This is a genomic window from Bacillus sp. ABA4_010 (assembly GCF_056159105.1).
In genome coordinates, this window is record NZ_JBSWUN010000003.1 from 2,137,939 (window position 1) to 2,156,268 (window position 18,330).

General features: G+C 40.4%; 21 protein-coding genes, 1 other RNA gene and 1 riboswitch. Of the genes, 8 read left to right on the forward strand and 14 right to left on the reverse strand.

The features are described 5' to 3' along the window. Positions 1–25: 25 nt before the first annotated feature. The gene (proB, locus tag ACXAEO_RS11960; RefSeq protein WP_474881171.1) at positions 26–1,150 is read left to right on the forward strand and encodes a glutamate 5-kinase; all 1,125 of its coding nucleotides are present in this window, start codon (positions 26–28) and stop codon (positions 1,148–1,150) included. Next, positions 1,147–2,388 carry a glutamate-5-semialdehyde dehydrogenase gene (locus ACXAEO_RS11965; protein WP_474881173.1) on the forward strand — a complete coding sequence of 414 codons (1,242 nt, stop codon included), beginning with the start codon at positions 1,147–1,149 and terminating at the stop codon, positions 2,386–2,388. Before proB ends, ACXAEO_RS11965 begins: the two co-directional genes overlap by 4 nt. A gap of 70 nt (positions 2,389–2,458) precedes the next feature. Here ACXAEO_RS11965 and ACXAEO_RS11970 read toward each other — a convergent pair whose 3' ends face one another. Together ACXAEO_RS11970 and ACXAEO_RS11975 are read right to left on the reverse strand one after the other, a co-directional pair. Then, on the reverse strand, positions 2,459–4,675 hold the full coding sequence (locus ACXAEO_RS11970; RefSeq protein WP_474881175.1) for a PAS domain S-box protein: 2,217 nt from the start codon (positions 4,673–4,675) through the stop codon (positions 2,459–2,461). A 195-nt stretch (positions 4,676–4,870) separates the two neighbouring features. Then, positions 4,871–5,122 carry a hypothetical protein gene (locus tag ACXAEO_RS11975; protein ID WP_474881177.1) on the reverse strand — a complete coding sequence of 84 codons (252 nt, stop codon included), beginning with the start codon at positions 5,120–5,122 and terminating at the stop codon, positions 4,871–4,873. Between the two features lie 169 nt (positions 5,123–5,291). On the opposite strand from ACXAEO_RS11975, the gene ACXAEO_RS11980 reads away from it, so the two are divergent. Further along, positions 5,292–6,092, forward strand: a complete 801-nt coding sequence (locus ACXAEO_RS11980; protein WP_474881180.1) for a CAP domain-containing protein — start codon at positions 5,292–5,294, stop codon at positions 6,090–6,092. 28 nt (positions 6,093–6,120) lie between these two features. Here ACXAEO_RS11980 and ACXAEO_RS11985 read toward each other — a convergent pair whose 3' ends face one another. The 5 genes from ACXAEO_RS11985 to ACXAEO_RS12005 form a co-directional block, all read right to left on the reverse strand. Next, positions 6,121–6,351, reverse strand: a complete 231-nt coding sequence (locus ACXAEO_RS11985; protein ID WP_474881183.1) for a DUF2187 family protein — start codon at positions 6,349–6,351, stop codon at positions 6,121–6,123. Between the two features lie 118 nt (positions 6,352–6,469). Next, positions 6,470–8,386, reverse strand: a complete 1,917-nt coding sequence (locus tag ACXAEO_RS11990) for a vWA domain-containing protein (RefSeq protein ID WP_474881185.1) — start codon at positions 8,384–8,386, stop codon at positions 6,470–6,472. Positions 8,387–8,397: 11 nt separating this feature from the next. Beyond that, positions 8,398–9,288, reverse strand: coding sequence for an ATP-binding protein (locus tag ACXAEO_RS11995; protein WP_474881187.1), 891 nt, complete (start codon positions 9,286–9,288; stop codon positions 8,398–8,400). Positions 9,289–9,543: 255 nt separating this feature from the next. Beyond that, entirely contained in the window at positions 9,544–10,641 is a 1,098-nt protein-coding gene (locus ACXAEO_RS12000; protein ID WP_474881189.1) for a copper resistance D family protein, read from the reverse strand. Between the two features lie 5 nt (positions 10,642–10,646). Further along, on the reverse strand, positions 10,647–11,192 hold the full coding sequence (locus tag ACXAEO_RS12005) for a copper resistance CopC family protein (RefSeq protein ID WP_474881192.1): 546 nt from the start codon (positions 11,190–11,192) through the stop codon (positions 10,647–10,649). Positions 11,193–11,383: 191 nt separating this feature from the next. Between ACXAEO_RS12005 and rpmG the strand changes: the two genes are divergently transcribed. Both rpmG and ssrS read left to right on the forward strand, forming a co-directional pair. After that, on the forward strand, positions 11,384–11,533 hold the full coding sequence (gene rpmG, locus ACXAEO_RS12010) for a 50S ribosomal protein L33 (RefSeq protein WP_474881194.1): 150 nt from the start codon (positions 11,384–11,386) through the stop codon (positions 11,531–11,533). A 153-nt stretch (positions 11,534–11,686) separates the two neighbouring features. After that, positions 11,687–11,868: non-coding RNA, 6S RNA (ssrS, locus tag ACXAEO_RS12015), on the forward strand. Between the two features lie 86 nt (positions 11,869–11,954). Here the strand turns inward: ssrS and ACXAEO_RS12020 are convergent. Continuing rightward, on the reverse strand, positions 11,955–12,917 hold the full coding sequence (locus ACXAEO_RS12020; RefSeq protein WP_474881196.1) for a 3-hydroxyacyl-CoA dehydrogenase family protein: 963 nt from the start codon (positions 12,915–12,917) through the stop codon (positions 11,955–11,957). A gap of 190 nt (positions 12,918–13,107) precedes the next feature. Continuing rightward, the gene (locus tag ACXAEO_RS12025) at positions 13,108–13,239 is read right to left on the reverse strand and encodes a hypothetical protein (RefSeq protein ID WP_474881198.1); all 132 of its coding nucleotides are present in this window, start codon (positions 13,237–13,239) and stop codon (positions 13,108–13,110) included. A gap of 91 nt (positions 13,240–13,330) precedes the next feature. Here ACXAEO_RS12025 and ACXAEO_RS12030 point away from each other — a divergent pair, with 91 nt between their 5' ends. Then, positions 13,331–13,801: a hypothetical protein gene (locus tag ACXAEO_RS12030; protein WP_474881201.1), complete on the forward strand. Its 471-nt coding sequence runs from the start codon at positions 13,331–13,333 to the stop codon at positions 13,799–13,801. A gap of 62 nt (positions 13,802–13,863) precedes the next feature. Here ACXAEO_RS12030 and ACXAEO_RS12035 read toward each other — a convergent pair whose 3' ends face one another. From ACXAEO_RS12035 to ACXAEO_RS12045, 3 genes are all read right to left on the reverse strand, one after another. Further along, complete coding sequence (locus tag ACXAEO_RS12035; RefSeq protein ID WP_474881203.1) at positions 13,864–14,367, reverse strand: serine aminopeptidase domain-containing protein; 504 nt, start codon at positions 14,365–14,367, stop codon at positions 13,864–13,866. Then, on the reverse strand, positions 14,336–14,785 hold the full coding sequence (locus ACXAEO_RS12040; protein WP_474881205.1) for an alpha/beta hydrolase: 450 nt from the start codon (positions 14,783–14,785) through the stop codon (positions 14,336–14,338). Before ACXAEO_RS12040 ends, ACXAEO_RS12035 begins: the two co-directional genes overlap by 32 nt. 237 nt (positions 14,786–15,022) lie before the next feature. Beyond that, positions 15,023–15,181, reverse strand: coding sequence for a hypothetical protein (locus tag ACXAEO_RS12045; protein ID WP_474881209.1), 159 nt, complete (start codon positions 15,179–15,181; stop codon positions 15,023–15,025). A gap of 280 nt (positions 15,182–15,461) precedes the next feature. Between ACXAEO_RS12045 and ACXAEO_RS12050 the strand changes: the two genes are divergently transcribed. Further along, positions 15,462–15,584 carry a GapA-binding peptide SR1P gene (locus ACXAEO_RS12050; protein WP_474881212.1) on the forward strand — a complete coding sequence of 41 codons (123 nt, stop codon included), beginning with the start codon at positions 15,462–15,464 and terminating at the stop codon, positions 15,582–15,584. A 117-nt stretch (positions 15,585–15,701) separates the two neighbouring features. On the opposite strand, the gene ACXAEO_RS12055 is transcribed toward ACXAEO_RS12050, so the two are convergent. Both ACXAEO_RS12055 and thiM read right to left on the reverse strand, forming a co-directional pair. Continuing rightward, positions 15,702–15,839, reverse strand: coding sequence for a hypothetical protein (locus ACXAEO_RS12055; protein ID WP_474881214.1), 138 nt, complete (start codon positions 15,837–15,839; stop codon positions 15,702–15,704). A 209-nt stretch (positions 15,840–16,048) separates the two neighbouring features. Beyond that, positions 16,049–16,867, reverse strand: coding sequence for a hydroxyethylthiazole kinase (thiM, locus tag ACXAEO_RS12060; RefSeq protein ID WP_474881216.1), 819 nt, complete (start codon positions 16,865–16,867; stop codon positions 16,049–16,051). Between the two features lie 64 nt (positions 16,868–16,931). After that, positions 16,932–17,034: riboswitch (TPP riboswitch) on the reverse strand. 207 nt (positions 17,035–17,241) lie between these two features. On the opposite strand from thiM, the gene ACXAEO_RS12065 reads away from it, so the two are divergent. Further along, positions 17,242–18,306 carry a helix-turn-helix domain-containing protein gene (locus ACXAEO_RS12065; RefSeq protein ID WP_474881218.1) on the forward strand — a complete coding sequence of 355 codons (1,065 nt, stop codon included), beginning with the start codon at positions 17,242–17,244 and terminating at the stop codon, positions 18,304–18,306. Positions 18,307–18,330: the final 24 nt, after the last annotated feature.

Here is an 18,330-nt window from a genome sequence, read left to right on the forward strand (position 1 = left end):
TTTATAACGAAAGGTTCGAAAAAAAATGAAAAAACAACGGATAGTCGTAAAAATTGGAAGCAGTTCATTAACGAATGATAACGGAATGTTAAGTGAAGAAAAAATGCGCGACCACGTGGAGGCTCTCGCCCATCTAAAACAGCAAGGCCATGATGTTATCTTAATTTCTTCCGGTGCGGTCGCTGCTGGCTTTGGCTCTTTAGGCTATCCTTCCCGTCCAAAAACAACAGCCGGGAAACAAGCGGAGACCGCTGTTGGTCAAGGACTTCTGATGCAAGGGTATATTTCCTTTTTTCGTGAATTCAACATCGCCCCTGCTCAAATGCTGTTAACGCGAGAAGATTTTTATAGCCAAGAACGTTTCCGCAACCTTTACTCAGCGATGAACGAATTGTTGGAATGCGGTGTTCTTCCTATCATTAACGAAAATGATTCTGTATCGATTGAAGAATTGACGTTCGGTGATAATGATATGCTTTCAGCGCTAGTTAGCGGCTTTTTGCACGCGAATGCGCTCATTATCTTAACAGATGTTAACGGTCTATATGACGGAAATCCGAACACATCAAAAGATGCGAAAAAATTTCAGTTTATTCCTGAAATTACTGACGAACTCCTGCACCTTGCCGGAGACAGCGGGTCTTCCGTCGGAACAGGCGGAATGAAATCAAAGCTACTTGCCGCACATAAAGCCCTTTCTCTTGGCGTCAGTGCCTTTGTCGGAAAAGGAACAGGAAAAGAAAAGCTAACAGATATTTTAGCTGGCAAAGGTGACGGCACTTATATTGGCGGGCCGTTTCAAACACAAATGCAAATGAAAAAACAATGGATTGCCCATCATTCCCAAACAGCGGGTATGATTGAAATAGATGAAGGAGCAGAAAAAGCCCTTCTCCAAAATGGAAAAAGCCTTCTTCCAGCAGGCGTGACAAAAGTAATTGGAACATTTAAAGCGCTGGACGTCGTTGAAGTGGTGAATCAAAAAGGACAAATCATCGGGAGAGGACAAATTTATTATTCTTCAGAAGATTTAACTACAATTAAAGGCTGCTCAAGCGACGAAGCAAAAAGCTATTCCATCAATCAACGAGCAGAAGTCATTCATCGGGATAATTGGGTAACTATTCGAAGGGAGAGAACAATGAAATGAGTGAACTAATTGAAAAAGCAAAAAAACTAAGGAAAGCATCGAAAACATTATCAATGGTGTCCACCAAAGAAAAAAATGAAGCCCTCGCTAAAATGGCGGACGCACTTCTTCTCAATAGCAATTGGATTTTAGAAGAAAACCAAAAAGATATTGAACAAGGAAAAGCAAACAACTTTTCTCCCGCTTTACTAGATCGTTTATTGTTAACAGAAGAACGCATAAAACAAATCGTCGCAGGTATTCACCAACTCATCGAATTAGAGGACCCTATTGGTGAAACAATTGAACAGTGGGACAGACCGAATGGCCTTCACATCCAAACCATTCGTGTACCTCTTGGCGTAATTGGTATGGTATATGAGGCTCGCCCTAACGTAACAGTTGATGCTGCCAGCCTTTGCTTAAAGGCTGGTAACGCAGTCTTGCTAAGAGGAAGCTCTTCTGCTCTTCATTCGAATAAAGCGCTTGTTTCAACGATGCGTGAAGCGCTCGAGTCTTCCGCTATCCCTTCAGATGCAGTTCAGCTTCTTGAAGACACAAGCCGCGAAATGGCTTCGCATATGTTTAAGCTTAACGAATATTTAGATGTACTGATCCCACGCGGAGGTGCTGGTCTCATTCAGTCTGTCATTGAAAATGCGACTGTTCCAGTTTTGGAAACAGGGGTAGGAAATTGCCATATTTTCATTGATGAATCAGCCGAGCAGCAAATGGCTGTCGAGATTGTGTTAAATGCTAAAACACAGCGCCCTTCTGTGTGCAATGCTATTGAAACGGTATTAATCCATGCAAACTGGCCGCATACAGAAGCTCTTCTTACTTCACTTCAAGAAAAAGGGGTTGAAGTACGCGGAGATGAAACACTTGCACAAACTTACTCATTTGTAAATCAAGCAACAGAAGCGGACTGGCATACGGAATATTTAGCGCCTATTTTAGCAGTGAAGCTCGTTCAAGATGTGAAAGAAGCCGTTGATCATATTGACCAATACGGTACGAAACACTCTGAAGCAATCCTTACTGAAAACGAAGAGCACGTACAGTTCTTTTTCCAAGCGGTCGATGCGGCTGCTCTTTATCACAATGCCTCTACCCGCTTTACAGATGGCGAACAATTTGGCTATGGAGCGGAAATTGGCATTAGCACGCAAAAACTGCATGCTCGCGGTCCCATGGGATTACGCGCTATCACGACATCAAAAGCGATTGTACGTGGAAACGGACAAATTCGCGTTTAAACATAAGGCCCCGCAGCAGAGAACCTCTCGTTCTACCGCGGGGCCTTATCGTATATAAAAAAGAGCAACACTATGTTGACAGCTTATCCACTGAACATCCTGGCAACTGTATTTCCACTGTCGTTCCTTTCTTCGTTTGACTTGTAATGGTCATCTTTCCGTTATGTTCTTCAATAATTTTTCGACTGATCATTAAGCCTAGTCCCGTTCCTTTTTCCTTCGTGCTGTAGAACGGTTCACCTACATATTTTAGACGATTTTTTTCAATCCCTATCCCATTATCAGTAATACTAATAGTGACATCCTTCTCTTTCAACACGGTCGAAATCGTAATAACTCCCTTTTGACCGACAGCCTCGATAGAATTTTTAATGATGTTTAGAAGTACTTGTTTTATTTTGTTTGCATCCCCGAAAATGACGGGTAAACAAGAATGAAAATGGGTCTTGATTATGACATTGAACGCCCCGCCTTCAATCTCTCCTAGTTTGACTACTTGCCCGATAATCTCGTTAATCGAATAATAATCAAATTTCGTAGCATGCGGTTTTGCCAGCGATAAAAATTCATTCGTAATCAGTTCAATTCGATTAATCTCATCCATCATCACTTGTAAAATGTCACTATTGGTTAGTTTCATTTCATGAAAGAGCTGTAAAAACCCTTTTAAAGAGGTAAGTGGATTGCGGATTTCATGAGCTACCCCTGCAGCTAATTGTCCGATTACAGCTAATTTTTCTGATTTTCTTAACAATTCTTCCGTTTGCTTCTGATCTGTAATGTCTCGCACGATTGAAGAGACTCCACATATATTCCCTTTCCCATTTTTAATAGGACTTGCGGTAATGCTCACATATAAGGGTGTTCCATCTACATGGTGGCGAATCGTGGCTACATTTTTGAACATCCTTCCATTTTGAACCCCTTGAAAAAGCATTTCAACTTCATCTTTAAATTCACGAAACACTGTCAAAATTTCTTTCCCCGTCACTTCCTCTTTTGTCCATCCATACAACTGTTCAAATGCCTGATTAACTCGGAGAATATAGCCTTTTGCATCTGTCAGCATAATTGCATCAGACGTATTTTCAATGAACGATTCCAATAAGTTTTTTGTGGCAATTAGTTCTTGCTCCATCTCATTTTTCTTCGTGATGTCTCTCGCAATGCCGTAAACCCCTTTTAAAAGACCGTTTGCATACATTGGAATAGTCGTAATGTCTAAATAGGCAATGGTCCCATCCTCTTTTGGCACACGCACTTGGAATTTTCTTGGATTCCCTTTTGTTGTTTCTACAAAATTTTCATAAGCCATGACCACATCCCTGTGATCTAAGTAATCGGTAAAGGATGTTCCAATCAAATCACCACTTTGTTTTTGCAGTAAATGTTCGACTTCAGGATTAATTTCCACCATATTCCCCTCTAAATCAAATAAACAGACATTTTCAGGGTGATATTGAAGTAAAGAACGGTACTTCTGTTCACTTTCTTGCAACCTTTGTTGACTTTGTTTTAATAAAGTAATGTCAACAACCGATAACAATAATTCAAACACCTTCCCTTCTTTATAAATAGGAACTACACTGCCCAAGTAGGAAACACCATTCAAGTGATCTTCATACACTACATTTTCACCATTCCATGCCTGGTTATAAACACGCCTCTTCTCCGCGACCTTTTTAGGAGAATAAGCAAAAACAACACTAAAGCTTTTTCCTATCACCTTTTTAGGGTCAATCCCAAAATCTTGCAGAAGGGAACCCGAGATGAATCTAATGATAAAGTCGTCGCCTTCTTTTTTTAGATTAACTGTGACCATTTTTTGAAGCTTTAGCATGTTTTCATATTCAGATTTCAGCTCCGTTAACTCTTGTCGAAGCATCGCATGACGGTCCTTAACCACCATGTTCTTCTTTAACACAAATACTCTTCTTCGCTCTTGATGAACCATCATTCCAATGATGGTTTCATTATGTATATGATAAGGTGTCATGCTTACCTTATATACTTTAGATGAATGACTTAAAAATGATAGGTTCACCTCTGTCGTTTCGCTGAACTGAACCGCTTTTCTTGCTTGCTCTTCCCATCTTGGCATAAAAGCAGAAGCAACGATAGATGAAATATGACTTACTGATTTTTCTTTCTGCATAGGTTCATAAAATTGTTTGGCACATTCGTTCATATAAAGAATTTCACCAGTTTTTCTTATTAACAGCATTGGATAAGGAACAACCGATAAAAGTTCATATTGCAATGAATTTTCTGCGATGTTGATAGGCATCTAAACACCTCTCTCTACGTCGGAATTAATCTTTTTACTATCATACAATTTTTCATCCAACTTCCTCCACATTTTCTGACATAAAATTTTAAATATTTAAATATTCACTTTCTCACCTTCCCCTCTTCAATCTTTTATATGTCTACAATTTGAAAATAAAAAAGAGGCCATCCCGGAAAATGACCTCTTTTTCATTCATTTGAATTTTTGCCGATACGATTGTAAAAGATGGTCGGCTTCCTGTTTATGTACATATACAAAATAATGATTTTGATTATCTCGCCTCAATTCCATCACCCTCTCTTGCTCATCACCCGCTAAAATCGCATATGTTTTCCCGTTAATTTCATACATATCATGCACCTCATAACGTATTTCTTGTCCATTATTGACTACAAACGTCAATGCCGCACCTAAAATTCCGCCCTCTAAATAGTTTGCATCCATTTTTTCACCTCGTTAATGGTATATATGTTTAATGTCTGCGATTTTCCTCATCATTATCAGAACGGATTTTGACATAGTATGCGCTATTTTCCATGGGTACGTCCTCTTTTCAAAGGAACACTATAATTGTCGGAAGATGACAAAAAGCAGATTGCAAAGGAGTTCAACGATGAAAAATTCATATAAAGCTAAAACAGTTATGACCGTTGCGCTCGCTTTATCCGTAATGAGCGGATGCGGGTATGGAGGAAATAACAATCAGGCGTTACAAACACCAGACACGAAAAGAGTCGTTCATTCACAGAATGGATACATTACAGCTGATCCAATCGCCTACAAAACAGAAGACAATTACGGAACAGGCGACTCGGTTTCCTACCAGCAAAACCGCAAGTACTACCGAATTCACGGCAATGTAGCCACGATTCCAGATACGAGAATGAACACAAATCCAAATTTCGACCAAAATACAGGGATGCTGTATAACAGACCGAATCGCAATCAAACACAACCTGCTCCTAACACACCAGCAACACCAGAGATTGCTCAACAGGAACCAGCAAAGCAAGCACCAGCACAATCAACAGCTCCTAGTAACACCATGATTGAGCAAGTCGTTCAACTAACAAATGAACAGCGCCGAAAAAACGGAATGACTGATTTAAAAGTAGACGCTCCGTTAACAAACATGGCCCAGAAAAAAGCACAAGATATGCTAGATAACAACTATTTTTCTCATACGAGCCCAACTTATGGCTCTCCTTTCGATATGATGAAGGCATTTGGCATTTCATACCGATCTGCTGGAGAAAACATCGCTAAAGGACAGCAATCCGCACAGCAAGTGGTAAATGACTGGATGAACAGTCCTGGTCACCGCGCCAATATTTTAAACAGCAACTTTACTCATATCGGTGTTGGACATACGACAAAAGAAGGTTATTGGGCACAGGAATTTATTACAAAATGAAAAAGGGAGTGGCGAGCCACTCCCTTTTTCATTTAATCTTTTTATAATTTTTATGATTAACAACTGTCCGAATCGGCTCTCCCGTGTTCGGATTTTTTCCCACTTCTACAATAACGGAGTTTTCGCGAACGACAATGACTGTTCCTTTTTCGCCTTTGCGCTCTCCTTGTTTCAATTGAATTGTATCACCGACATTTGCTGCCTTTATTTTTTTCTCTTTCTTTTCCTGTGTTTCTTCTTGCAGAAGTTCTTGTGCCATGTCCATCTCTCCTTCATTGATTCTTTGTTAGTGTTGTTATCTCTGCTACAATTCATTCTATTTTGTTCATTTTTGACATTATCCTTATGTTGGGAACAATATCTAGGAGTCATCCTTATTAAATGCTTTTTTGAAGCAGCTTTCTTAATAACGGAAACAATACATCTGGCAACTCGTCAACATTTGGGACGAGGATGCTGTATTTCCCATAAATATTTTGAATGGTTTTTTGCTGCCCTTCATCAATAGCACCATTAGATAAGAACACATTGATGACTTCAATTCCTTGCTTTCTTGCATCCAACACTGATTCATGCGTATCCACAATGCCGTTTTGTTCGTAATCCATCGCAGCAGGCTCACCATCGGAAAAGACGAGCAAAAACTTTTGCGCCTCCGAACGATTCAGCAAACGCTTCGTCATATGACGGATGGCGTAGCCGTCGCGATTATCTTCCTCTGGTTCAAGCTGCATAATTTCTGGTCCGCTTTTTCGTTTTAAGGAAGACGTAAAATCAATAACCGTTTTAAAATAATTCGGCTGTTTCGTTTCGGTCGCTTCATTTGTATCTTCCCAAAATCCGACTACTTCATGCGGAACGCGAACCGAAGATAAAGCTTCATGAAACAGCGTGATTCCGAGCTTTGTTTCATCCATTTTGTCAAACATTGACCCTGAACAATCAACGAGTAAAGAAAAAACAGCATCAATTTCAATGGATGGCTGATGTTTTTTATAAAACAGTCTCGGATTTTCGTCCGTCAGCAAACGCAGCAATTTTTTATTTAACCGTCCGAAATGCAAATCGGTCCGAGGCAATGTTTTTTTATGTTCAAGCGTTTTCTCAATCATTTGTTTCAATTTTTTCTGATAAGGTGCAATCGTGTTTTTATATTCTTCGTAGCGGCGGATGCTTTCCGGAGTCGGAATCTCCGGTGCTTGAAATACTGGATAGGCATATTTGTTATCCTTCCCAAATTCACTTTCGCCCCCGCCTTGCTCTTCATCACGTCTGCTTTCCATCGCTTCCATGTGGGAGTAATCATTTCGTTTGCTTTTTCGCGCTGCCCCTTGAACCATTCCGAGCGCTTGGTCGCCGTCTTCCCCTTCTCGGCCACCTTCGCCCATTAAATCGGTCTTTGAGCCATGTTCAATGTCAAACTGTAAAAAGCTTTTCGTCGATTTGCTTGTTTCACGGTGATGTGTCGGCATATTGTTTTCATGAATGTCTTCATCACCTTGCTGGATTTTTCCGAGTGAATCATCATTCTCAAGCTTCGATTGGCGCTTCAGCTCATCGAACGTTAAACCTTCTTCCCACTGATCATAATCAAGTTCAGGAAGGTGGAAATACATGTTCAACATATCATGTTCTAGCACTTCATCCAATACTTCCGCCACTTCCAGCACCATTTTTGTTAAATCGCCTGTCGTTTTCGCTTCATATACCTTTGTTAATTCATTGCGAACATATGGCAATACCCGATCAACTGGCTCCGAAATAGACGGAATCTCTTCAAATGGATTGTCCGTTGTGACAAGCAAAAATAGCGCGTTAAAAAAGGCATCCGTCTGAACACTTTTAACAAGATTAACGTTGAGCTGATCATAAAAATATTTCCGGTAGACCTTTCTTCTTACCGCAAATGCCTCTTTCGTCCCTGGACGCTCCCGCTTACACAATTCTTCTAAACGAAGGTCTTCGCATACCATTAAAAGCTGCTTCGCAAAGCTGGAAACGGAGAGCTTTCCTGCTTTTTTCAAAAAAGAGCCGATATCCTGAAAATGCGTGTGCCGATAACTGCCGATGCTGCGAAGGAATACATCTGTTTTCAAGCCGCTCGTCATTTCGACAGTCGGACGATTGTCCCAGAAATGGCTGACAAATACTTTCCCTGCAAAAGGATCATAGTACGACTTAAAAGCGTATTCTACCTCAATTTCCTCTTCTTTCGTCAACGTTTTCGCCAAATCGGACAACTCCATAAATAAAAAGGAGTCAATCGTTTTATCATTAAATTTAATGAATCTCATGGTCTAAACCCTCACCCAAACAGCGTTTCCGCAATGTTTTGGATGGCCGCTTTTTCTCTTTCGTCTTCTAGCTTTTCAATAATCCCTCGCTTAATAGCGCGCATTGGAGGCATATAGACCGCAAGGTCACACGTGTCGATAAGAGCACGGATGGAGGCAGCTTCTTCTGAAATTTGTCCATTTTTCACTTGAACAATTAAATCCGAAGAAAGAGTAACAAACTGATCAATGAGCGCCGCATCTTTTAATTGCGACTGAGATGTTAATACATTTTTTAAGCTTTCTCCTTGAATGTATGGAACATCAATTACGACAAAGCGGTTTTTCAACGCTTCATTCAATGGCACCGTTCCGACATAGCCTTCATTAATAGCTGCTATGACACCGAAGCCGGGATTTGCTTTGACAACGTCTCCTGTGAACGGGTTCGTAATCATTTTACGGTAGTCAAGTACCCCGTTTAGGACAGGAAGAGTTTCTGGCTTCGCCATGTTAATTTCATCAATATATAAAAGGTGCCCTTTATTCATTGCTTGAATAACCGGACCAGGTACAAACTCAATCGTTGTATTTCCTTCACGTTCTCCAATTGTTTTAAAACCAAGAAGCGCTTCTGTATCTAAATCAACGGAACAGTTGATTGAATGCATCGGTTGTTGGAAAATAGCAGACAATGTTTCAGCCAGTTTCGTTTTCCCTGACCCCGTCGGCCCTTTCAACAAGACATTTTTCCCAAGAGCTAGTGCAATAACAGCGTCAATTAAAATCGCTTCTTCTGCTGCTTCATAACCGCTTGTTCCAATAAGCATTTTATCTTCCGCGGAAACATTGTCCGCCGCTCTATTTGAAAGTAATGATTTAATTTCCTCAGGTAATGCGAATGTGTTCAAATCTAATGACATAAAAAACAAATCCTTTCTTTCTCTCGTAATCCAGTCCCCTTCTGTATTCTACTAGAAAACCCAAAACTTCTCAAAAGGTATATTTTCATGAAGCGGTTCACTACACTCTAAACACTTCAGAAAATCGCTATTTTTCTGTTTCATGCAAAATAGACCGTTACGAAAACCTAAAACTACGTAGGATTTTCATAAACGGTCCATTTTCAGCGATGATTTAAAAAGAAGCGGATTCTTCTTTTCAAGTAGTTCTATTCTCTATTGTATGCTATACATAAAACCCATGTAGCACGTTGCAACAAGCAACAGACTTAGCAAAAAGGCAACAGTGGCCGATGCTCTCTTCAAAAAGAACGCAATGATTAAACAAGTGAATAGAAACGCGATGATCCCAAAGCTAAAAGATGCAAGATTACCGCTTAACTCCACACGCATATCGGATGAAATTGTTCCATTATACACCGCCGCAAAAACGGGTGAGACCCCTTCTGTCCGAATCATTGTCTCTAAATCATGAGGCGGCGACTGCTGTCCGAGCAATCCAGTTAATCCGAAAAGAAGAAACAACAGAATGGCTTCTGCCTTTAACCAAGGAAGGGGGTTGAACGTTTGTTTGTTTTTCACGAGTCGTTTGGATAAAAAACCATTCATCACGGCAAACAGCAAAACTGGAAGAAACACAAGATGCTTCATCAGTAATGTTTGTCCGTAGGAAACCGGCCAAATAGCCGCATACTGCTCGTACGGAATAATCGTATCCATAATGATAAAACCAGAAATAGATAGAACGATTACACAACCAACAGCAAGGGGTGTAAACCATTGTAAAAAGACAAGCCAATCAGACGACTCTTTTGCAAAAAAAGCGACACTCAGTAAAATCCCTGTCCAAATGATGACCGCTAAAAAATGAAGAGTATGACCTGTAAATCCTTTCCAAAAAGAAAGCGAACTCGCATGGCTCGACCAACCGATTGTCATCACAAGAAGGAAGATACAAATAAGTGCTGCATAAAACAATTCCGGCCGTTTTTGCTTTATCCCAATAAACGTGAACATTAGTAAGAAAAGAGAAAGAATCGCTGTTATGATCCACGCGGTCCCGATATCAAATGTTAATAAAACAGACTGTAGTGTCGTTCCAAATCCAAATTGCTCATCAAGATAGAATACGATGCGCAAAACTGGAAAAAAAGTCAATATCGGAACCACAATCACTGCTGTATATACAAAAGCAGGCGGTATGAACAAATCCGGCCGCTTATTAGCTGGTCGGATTTGCAGTAAAAAATAGCCTGTTAACAATGAAAAAGATAAATATAAAAGCACTTCAGCAACGGCAGTAGCATACAGCATTTAGCTTATCCCTTTCTTTTTCGCAAAAAGACGAAACTGCCTAAAGCGATGACGACTAAAATAATGATAAGAGCGACCGGGAAGGAAGAAGACGTTTCAGCAGTTTCTTCTTTCACTTCTTTTTCTTCATTATTTTCTACTTTCGGCGCTTCATTTATTTCAACTTCTTCTGTTTCTTCCACGATCTGCTCTGTCTCTTCTTGTACAACATTCATCTCAAATGCTAATGAACCTTGAATAGGATGACCGTCTGCTCCAATGATACTCCAATCAAGTGTATATTGATCATTCGGAAGCGGTGATGCAGCCGTTCCTTTTAATACATCGTGCTCCACCACTACATCGATGTCTACCATCTCACCTTGTGAATTTTTCAGCTGAAAGGTACTTCCGTTTTCAATTTTTGTCGCATACTTCAAAATAAGGTTTTGAAGCGGTTCAGTCACAATCTCTCCATCAGACGGCATGGAAGATTCCAAAGCGGTATGGGCAAATGATTGATTTGCTACCATCACCCAAACAAGCGCCATAATGGCTACAATCTTTTTCATACATGAATCTCCTTTCAATCAGTTGTAATTATGTATTTTCACCACATTCCTACAATATACCAAAAAAATGTGTTAAAAATGTGAAATGAATAGGAGTTGGAGTTTTCTTATAATTTTATTCCCTATTGACTTCCCGTTTAACCTAGCATACAATCAAAACGTAACAATTACGATTTATAGGAGGCATACATATGCGTGTAAACATTACTCTTCAATGCACAGAGTCAGGTGATCGTAACTATATTACAACGAAAAACAAGCGAAACAACCCTGATCGCATCGAGCTGAAAAAATACTCACCACGTTTGAAAAAGTATACGATTCACCGTGAAACAAAATAAGTAAACACAGGCGCCCTGTCCGAACAATCTATTATTCGGGCAGGGCGTTACTGTTCATCCCTCTATCTAAATCCCTAAAACTGGAACCTCATTTCCCTTGCCAAACAAATGTAAATTCGATATGATAAGGACATAAGCAATACAACAGATGATACATACCTGCGATGCTCGTATGCTCGCTGTTGTCTCAAACCGATGTAATGAATAAGGGAGTCCAACATTCATCTGCCGATAACATGCCCTTGAATGATGAGGGACGTTAAAAGTGGATGTGCGAACGCCCACCTGCGAGTGCGGGTTTTGAGACACTTTGAGTTACGACAGAGCGGGATGTTTTTTTATTCAACATAACTTTTAGCGATCGAATAAACACACCACTTCATTAGGAATTGGTGTGTTTTTTGTTTCAATCTCTCACCTGTTATTTTAGACTAAACGTTTCTGATTGAATCGCTCTTCCATTCCGCTGTTTTAACAATTGAATTAAATGTTGATCACGCTCTTGAGTTTGCTGTTGAGCCGAGTCACCATCATACGTATAAAAACCTTCTCCTGTCTTTACGCCAAGCTTCCCGTCTTCCACGAGCTTTTCAAGAAAGGATGGGGTGGAATCCGCATTCGATAGCAAGGGGAACAAATGGTCAAATACACGCTTTAATGTATCCAATCCGCCAAAGTCATTCGTTTTTAAAGGACCCATATATGACCATCGAACTCCTAATCCATCTCTCATGGCCATATCAATATCCTCTGGAGAAGCGACGTCATTTTCTAACAGCCAGTACACCTCTCTCGCAACCGCTGCCTGTAGCCGATTTGCTACAAAACCTGGCACTTCTTTTTTTAAAACGATAGGTGATTTGCCAATTGACTGTATGTATTGTTTGGTTGCTGTGACGACCTCAGGAGCAGTTCTTTCATCTTGAATGATTTCCACAAGTGGAACAAGCTGGGCCGGATTGAAGAAATGAGTAATAATAAATCGTTCCGGATGTACAGCATGTTTGCGAAGGGTTGAAAGCGGAAAAGCAGATGTATTAGAGGCAATAATCGTCTTCTCTCCCGCTATCTCTTCAATTTGACGAAATATCTTCCACTTTAGTTCAATTACTTCAGGGACCACTTCAATAATCATGTCCGCATTTCTGATCGCTTCTTGCAAACTCGTTGTATAGGAAAGATACGTAAGTGTCTGTTCTTTCTCCTGCTTCGTCATCAATTTCTCCTGCACCAATACATTCAGACTGTTTTCGATAAGTAGTTGTGCTTTTGTGAGTCCTTCTTCTTCCACATCATATAATCGAACCTCGTATTCTGATCCTGCGTACATTTGGGCAATTCCGTGGCCCATTACGCCGGCTCCGAGCACTGCAATTGTCTTCATTCTTATTCCCCCTTATCAGTTGATCGCGCTTTCTCTACTACCACATTACGACAAAGATTGCCCTTTTCCCTCTAAAAATCGCTCTCTTCTTGTAAGAATTCAAAATTTCACTCTATTTTTAGACCCTTGTCCTTTACACTTTTTGTTTTTTTTCATAGAGTATAGTATCTCGAAATTAGAAAGGAGGTTTTTATATGAGTTGTTGCTGTAAATCATCTTTTTCTTGCTGTTCCCACTCTAGCTGCAAATGTTCAGGTTGCTGCAGCTCTTCCAATAATAACAACAATCCAAGCAATAATAACCCTAGCAGCAATAATAGCAACCTCGTCGTCGTGCCTCCCCTTGTATACCCTCCTCATAAAGATGACCATGATAAAGAGAAAGACCGTGATAAAAAAGAGAAATGTCCGAATTTGCGGCGTGGAAATTTGATTGTGAATGGGGGATTTGAAACTGGTTTTCTTTCTCCATGGGACACGACAGGGACAGTGGCTCTTCCAGATGATCCTAATTTAAATCCACATCAAGGCGAAGAAGCGGCACTCTTAGATATAAATTCAACTCTATCTCAAACAATAGGCTCCGGGGTATGTGAGGGCAAAGTATATGAACTCACCTTGAGTCTATCAAGTTCTGCTGGAATTAATAGCGGAACACTCGTCACATTAGCATTTTTAGATTCAATGGGGGCAACAATTGAACAAGAAACGTTTGTTGTTTTAGCTGATTCACGTCCACTTAATTCCACTGGAAATTGGACCTTCCACAAATTAATCTCTGACGAAGCACCTGAAGGAACAACGGGTATCCAAGTACGAATTGAAACCGATAGCTCCCTTGGCGGAATCCTCGTAGACGACGTCGCCCTCATATTAGCAAACTAAAAACTAGCTTCATAAAAAAACGAATGGACCGCCTGCTTGGCAACGGTTGGTCCATTCGTTTTTCATTTTTTCTCCAAATAACGCTCAATAAGCGTTAACAGCGGTTCTTTCATATCATCACGTTCATTCAGTAAATGATGTTTTCCGTCTTCAACAAGGTGAATGGATAGGAAAGGAAATTTCTTTAATAAAAAGACGACATTGTGCTGCCAATCGACCGTTGTGTCTTTCTTTCCTTGAACGACCAGAACATTCGCACTGCTCGGAACGGCTTTTTGAATTCGGTCATTCCATCTAATGAGCGCATCAGTCCAACGAAGCGGAACTTTTCCGTGCTGGAGCGGATCTTGCTTCATAAATTGTAAAAACGTTTCGTTTGAAGAATTGTTCCGCATCACTCTATTTAACTCGGAGACAAACGGGCGAAGAAGTTTGCTTCCGGCGACAGATGCTCGCCAACGGTAGGAACGGACAAGCGGGCAAACGAGCACCGTTTTATCGATAATCGCGGCTTCTTCCTCATGAAGAAGGTAATCAATGGCGGCGAGCTCCCGTACTATGAGCAAGCAAATAAACAGGCTCACTTAGTTCGACTAAATGTTTCTTGACCATTTTCTTCACGCTTTGTGCGTAAACGATGAAATCGGAAATTGATGCCCTTTTCCCTGTTGACAGTCCGTGGCCAGGTAAATCAACCGTCCATACGTGAAAGCCTCGTTGAACGAAATAACGAATCGTGTCATGAAAAACTCCGGCATGATCGTAATAGCCATGAAGGAGGAGAAGATGCCCCTTTACCTCATATGGACAGAACGATTGAAGGAATAACCGTTCATCGCCAACCTGCTCGTATCCGTAACGATAGGAAACAGATCCCACCGGCAGTTTATAATAGTCCGTATAGTGTTGAATATCGTCATTCATCTTATCAATTGGGAATATCAATTGCTGATTATCCCTGATGCGCTCTAAAATGTGCTTCACCGTACGTCCCCCCCCTTTTTCTTTTGTTGTAGCATGTTTTCAGCTTACAGACAAGCGTGTAAGCAGCTATACTTTGAAAAGACCCATATGACTAGAAGTATTGGAACGATAAAAGAAAAGGGCCTGTCTGAAAAATCCAGTAGGCTCAAGGATTTTTAGACAGGTCCTTTCATTACTCAGTTACGACTTTATTCGTTCTCCAACACGGCCACGTTCAGCATTTAGTCAAAACATCTATTAAACTCCAGCTAACTCAAAACAAGGGTCGTTGAAATACACCACTTCTGACAGAACTTTTGAACCCTTAATTGTTTTAAACGCCTCTCTCGCCTCAGCTTCCGTATCAAATTCAAACATTTGAATACGTTCCTTTGCATGTACAGTAATAATCCACATAAATAAAGTCCCCTTCCATAAATTTTTTTCATTTTCCTAATTTGCTCCACCCATTGGAAGCCAGGTGAGAAAGTCCATCCATATACTTTTTCTAATATGGATGATTATAGCATGTCAGTTACATTTTAGTTACAAGATTCCATCGACATTATCTCTATTAATGTGACATACAATTCATGATTGACATTTTAATTGTGACATACTATTATAATACCAAAGAATAAAACGCTTACACCAATACACTATAAATCTATTAATGAAAAAGAAGGGAGCCTTCATAATGGGGACAATCATTTGCCAAATTTGCAGTGAAACAATCGAACAATTCGAAACTGAAAAGGTGTCAACGTTATACGGACAATGTACTTGCTGCAATGAAGAGAAACAAAAAGGCTCCAAATAATTTTAGAATCGGAACAAAAAGAAGATCCGTTTCCCCAATATAGGAAATGGATCTTCTTTTTCATTTTACTGTGGATTTGTAGGGACATCTTTATTTCATTAAGATATCCTCGCGCTCTTACTCCTGATGTGGCCGAGTTTTTTCTGCCTGTTTTGCTTGATTATTCGCTGGATTTACTGCAATTTCATTTGAAAACTCCGTAATGGACTTCGGGCTTTGCGCCCCGCCTTTTGTTTTGCGATTTCGTTTTGTCATGAAATCCCCTCCTGTCTTGTAAGTGTAGGACCACCTACTTTTTTAATATGCCCGAATTATTTTTTCTTGTGCATAGCTTATCATGATTCTTGCTGACGATTTTTTTAAAACTATTTTCTTTTAGAACATAGTTTGGTTTGAAAATATTATAGTTGCATTTCTTTAATTTTTTGAACAAGAAAAAAGCATCATCTCTCTTTTGCGTTTGTTTATACTGTTCTTTCTGCCAAGAAAACCTTCCCATTCGCTGTAACAGCGGAAACGTCCGTGTTAGCAAGTGCATTTAATAATTGGATTTGGAAGCTTCCTGGTCCTAACTCAGCACTTTCATGCGCTGCTATTTCAGCAGCTACTCCGTAATAAGTTAAGGCTGACACAGCAGCAGCCATTAAATCCACCGAAACTGCAGCAAACGCCCCAATCACAGATGTCAACAAACACCCTGTTCCTGTTACTTTCGTTAAAATTGGATGACCGTTTTGAATAAGAATTGTGTCCTCTCCATTTGACACGACATCTTCCTTCCCTGTAATCACAACCACACAGTCAAGTTGTTTCGCTGCTTTTTCCGCTAAACTAACAATATTGCCAGCGCCTTCTCCTGCATCGACCCCTTTTACTTCCCAACTATCACCAACGACATTGGCAATTTCACCAGCATTACCGCGAATAATGGACACATTCAATTCCTTCAACAGCTTTCGGGCTGTTTCCGTACGATACGGAGTCGCTCCTGCTCCTACTGGATCTAATACGATAGGAACACCATGCTCATTCGCTGATGCTCCTGCCACAAGCATCGTTTCTATTTCTGATTCAGTTAACGTGCCGATATTTAATACAAGCGCTCCTGCGATTTTAGCCATATCCGCTGCCTCTTCCTTCGCATAGGCCATGACCGGAGAAGCCCCAAGCGCCAATAAACCGTTTGCTGTAAAATTCGTCACTACTACATTTGTAATATTATAGACGAGCGGATTTTTCGTTCTTACCTCTTTTAATAACGGTGCATATAATTTATTTTCCATTTATAGTCCCCCTTTTTATATACAAAAAAGCCGCCCCTGACTGGAGCAGCTTTCAACTATGTTACTTAAACCCGCTCCACTTTCCTACGCTGGTATCACCCAGATCAGGTACAAAGGGTCCGGAACATCTATTCCATCTCAGCCGTATGGCTCCCCTAGTGGCTTCATCGTTATTCATTTTCCTTTCTACTATACTACGAATTAAGCAAGAGAGGCAATGCTTACCATTGCCAAAACAACACTAATTCCGTCTATTTTTGATAACCTTTGTCACCTTGCAGGAAAAAGGAGGAAGTGTTAGGGAATACAATGCATTAACAAATTCTATCATCATTTTTCTCGTTAGGATTAATGTCGAAAGGGTGAAACATTTCATGGTACAAACGTATACAGTAGGAAAATTGGCTAAAAGACTCAAAGTGGAAAAACGGATGATTTTACAGTGGGAGACAGAATTCAGCGATTTTCTTGAAGTCACACGCGATAAAAACAATACCCGCCATTTTTCGGAAAACGATTTACAGCTATTAAAGGAAGTAAAGCAATGGACAAATCAAAATATGGGGCTTGAGAAAATAAAAGAGCACTTGCTTCAAAAAAATACTCCCATTGAGAAAAATCCATTAACTCCTGAACCATCAGCTTCTATTGTCAGCAATCAGACAGCCAATGTTGAAGGAGAGCTTGTAGAAGCGATTCAGCATTACAAAGACGTATTCGAAGTACTTGAAAGCTTCAAGCGGGATTTGCTTCAAGAGATGCGGGAAGGCATTCGCCAAGAAGTGCGAGAAGAAGTATTGGAAGAAGTGAAACGAGAGATTTCAAAAGGTGCCCAGCAAACGACTGAAACAGTGGAAACTTTTGCTTCTTTCCTCACCCAATCTTCTGAGAACACAACGAAAGAGCTGCAGCAATTGGCGAAAGGGACAGAACAGACGGCGAAAACGATGGAAAGTGTCGCCTCGTCTATTCAAAAAACGTCGGCTCAAACGGCGAAAGAACTGAATCAACTCTCTAAAGAAGCCGAACATACGAAGAAAACCGTTGAAGAGTTTACCTCTTTCATGATTCGTTCTTCTGAACATACAACGAATGAACTGGAAGACATATCAAAGGATACCCAGCAAGCCATTGAAACGATTGAAGTTTTATCCTCTTTTCTCGCTAAATCTTCGGAACAGACAGCAAAAGACATTTATCAAATTTCTAATCGCTTGCAGCAGCATGGATCCACCGCCTCAAGTGAAATTAAAGAATTACTTGAAACGATGAATCAAGAAAGAGACTATTATTTAAAAACCCTTGAACAAGAACGACAATTTTATCGTCAAGATATTACTGAGCGCGAAACCATTTTCCGTGATTTCGTCCACACATTTCGAGAGGCTGCTGCTGCTGAACAGCCCAAAGCGAAAAAATGGTGGAAGCCTTGGCAATAACGGATATGTACATCCCTTCGAAAA

Coding starts and splice junctions, on each gene's coding strand:
- proB (WP_474881171.1), top strand. CDS start 26: ATGAAAAAACAACGGATAGTCGTAAAAATTGGAAGCAGTTCATTAACG.
- ACXAEO_RS11965 (WP_474881173.1), top strand. CDS start 1,147: ATGAGTGAACTAATTGAAAAAGCAAAAAAACTAAGGAAAGCATCGAAA.
- ACXAEO_RS11970 (WP_474881175.1), bottom strand. CDS start 4,675: ATGCCTATCAACATCGCAGAAAATTCATTGCAATATGAACTTTTATCG.
- ACXAEO_RS11975 (WP_474881177.1), bottom strand. CDS start 5,122: ATGGATGCAAACTATTTAGAGGGCGGAATTTTAGGTGCGGCATTGACG.
- ACXAEO_RS11980 (WP_474881180.1), top strand. CDS start 5,292: ATGAAAAATTCATATAAAGCTAAAACAGTTATGACCGTTGCGCTCGCT.
- ACXAEO_RS11985 (WP_474881183.1), bottom strand. CDS start 6,351: ATGGCACAAGAACTTCTGCAAGAAGAAACACAGGAAAAGAAAGAGAAA.
- ACXAEO_RS11990 (WP_474881185.1), bottom strand. CDS start 8,386: ATGAGATTCATTAAATTTAATGATAAAACGATTGACTCCTTTTTATTT.
- ACXAEO_RS11995 (WP_474881187.1), bottom strand. CDS start 9,288: ATGTCATTAGATTTGAACACATTCGCATTACCTGAGGAAATTAAATCA.
- ACXAEO_RS12000 (WP_474881189.1), bottom strand. CDS start 10,641: ATGCTGTATGCTACTGCCGTTGCTGAAGTGCTTTTATATTTATCTTTT.
- ACXAEO_RS12005 (WP_474881192.1), bottom strand. CDS start 11,192: ATGAAAAAGATTGTAGCCATTATGGCGCTTGTTTGGGTGATGGTAGCA.
- rpmG (WP_474881194.1), top strand. CDS start 11,384: ATGCGTGTAAACATTACTCTTCAATGCACAGAGTCAGGTGATCGTAAC.
- ACXAEO_RS12020 (WP_474881196.1), bottom strand. CDS start 12,917: ATGAAGACAATTGCAGTGCTCGGAGCCGGCGTAATGGGCCACGGAATT.
- ACXAEO_RS12045 (WP_474881209.1), bottom strand. CDS start 15,181: ATGTGGATTATTACTGTACATGCAAAGGAACGTATTCAAATGTTTGAA.
- ACXAEO_RS12050 (WP_474881212.1), top strand. CDS start 15,462: ATGGGGACAATCATTTGCCAAATTTGCAGTGAAACAATCGAACAATTC.
- ACXAEO_RS12055 (WP_474881214.1), bottom strand. CDS start 15,839: ATGACAAAACGAAATCGCAAAACAAAAGGCGGGGCGCAAAGCCCGAAG.
- thiM (WP_474881216.1), bottom strand. CDS start 16,867: ATGGAAAATAAATTATATGCACCGTTATTAAAAGAGGTAAGAACGAAA.
- ACXAEO_RS12065 (WP_474881218.1), top strand. CDS start 17,242: ATGGTACAAACGTATACAGTAGGAAAATTGGCTAAAAGACTCAAAGTG.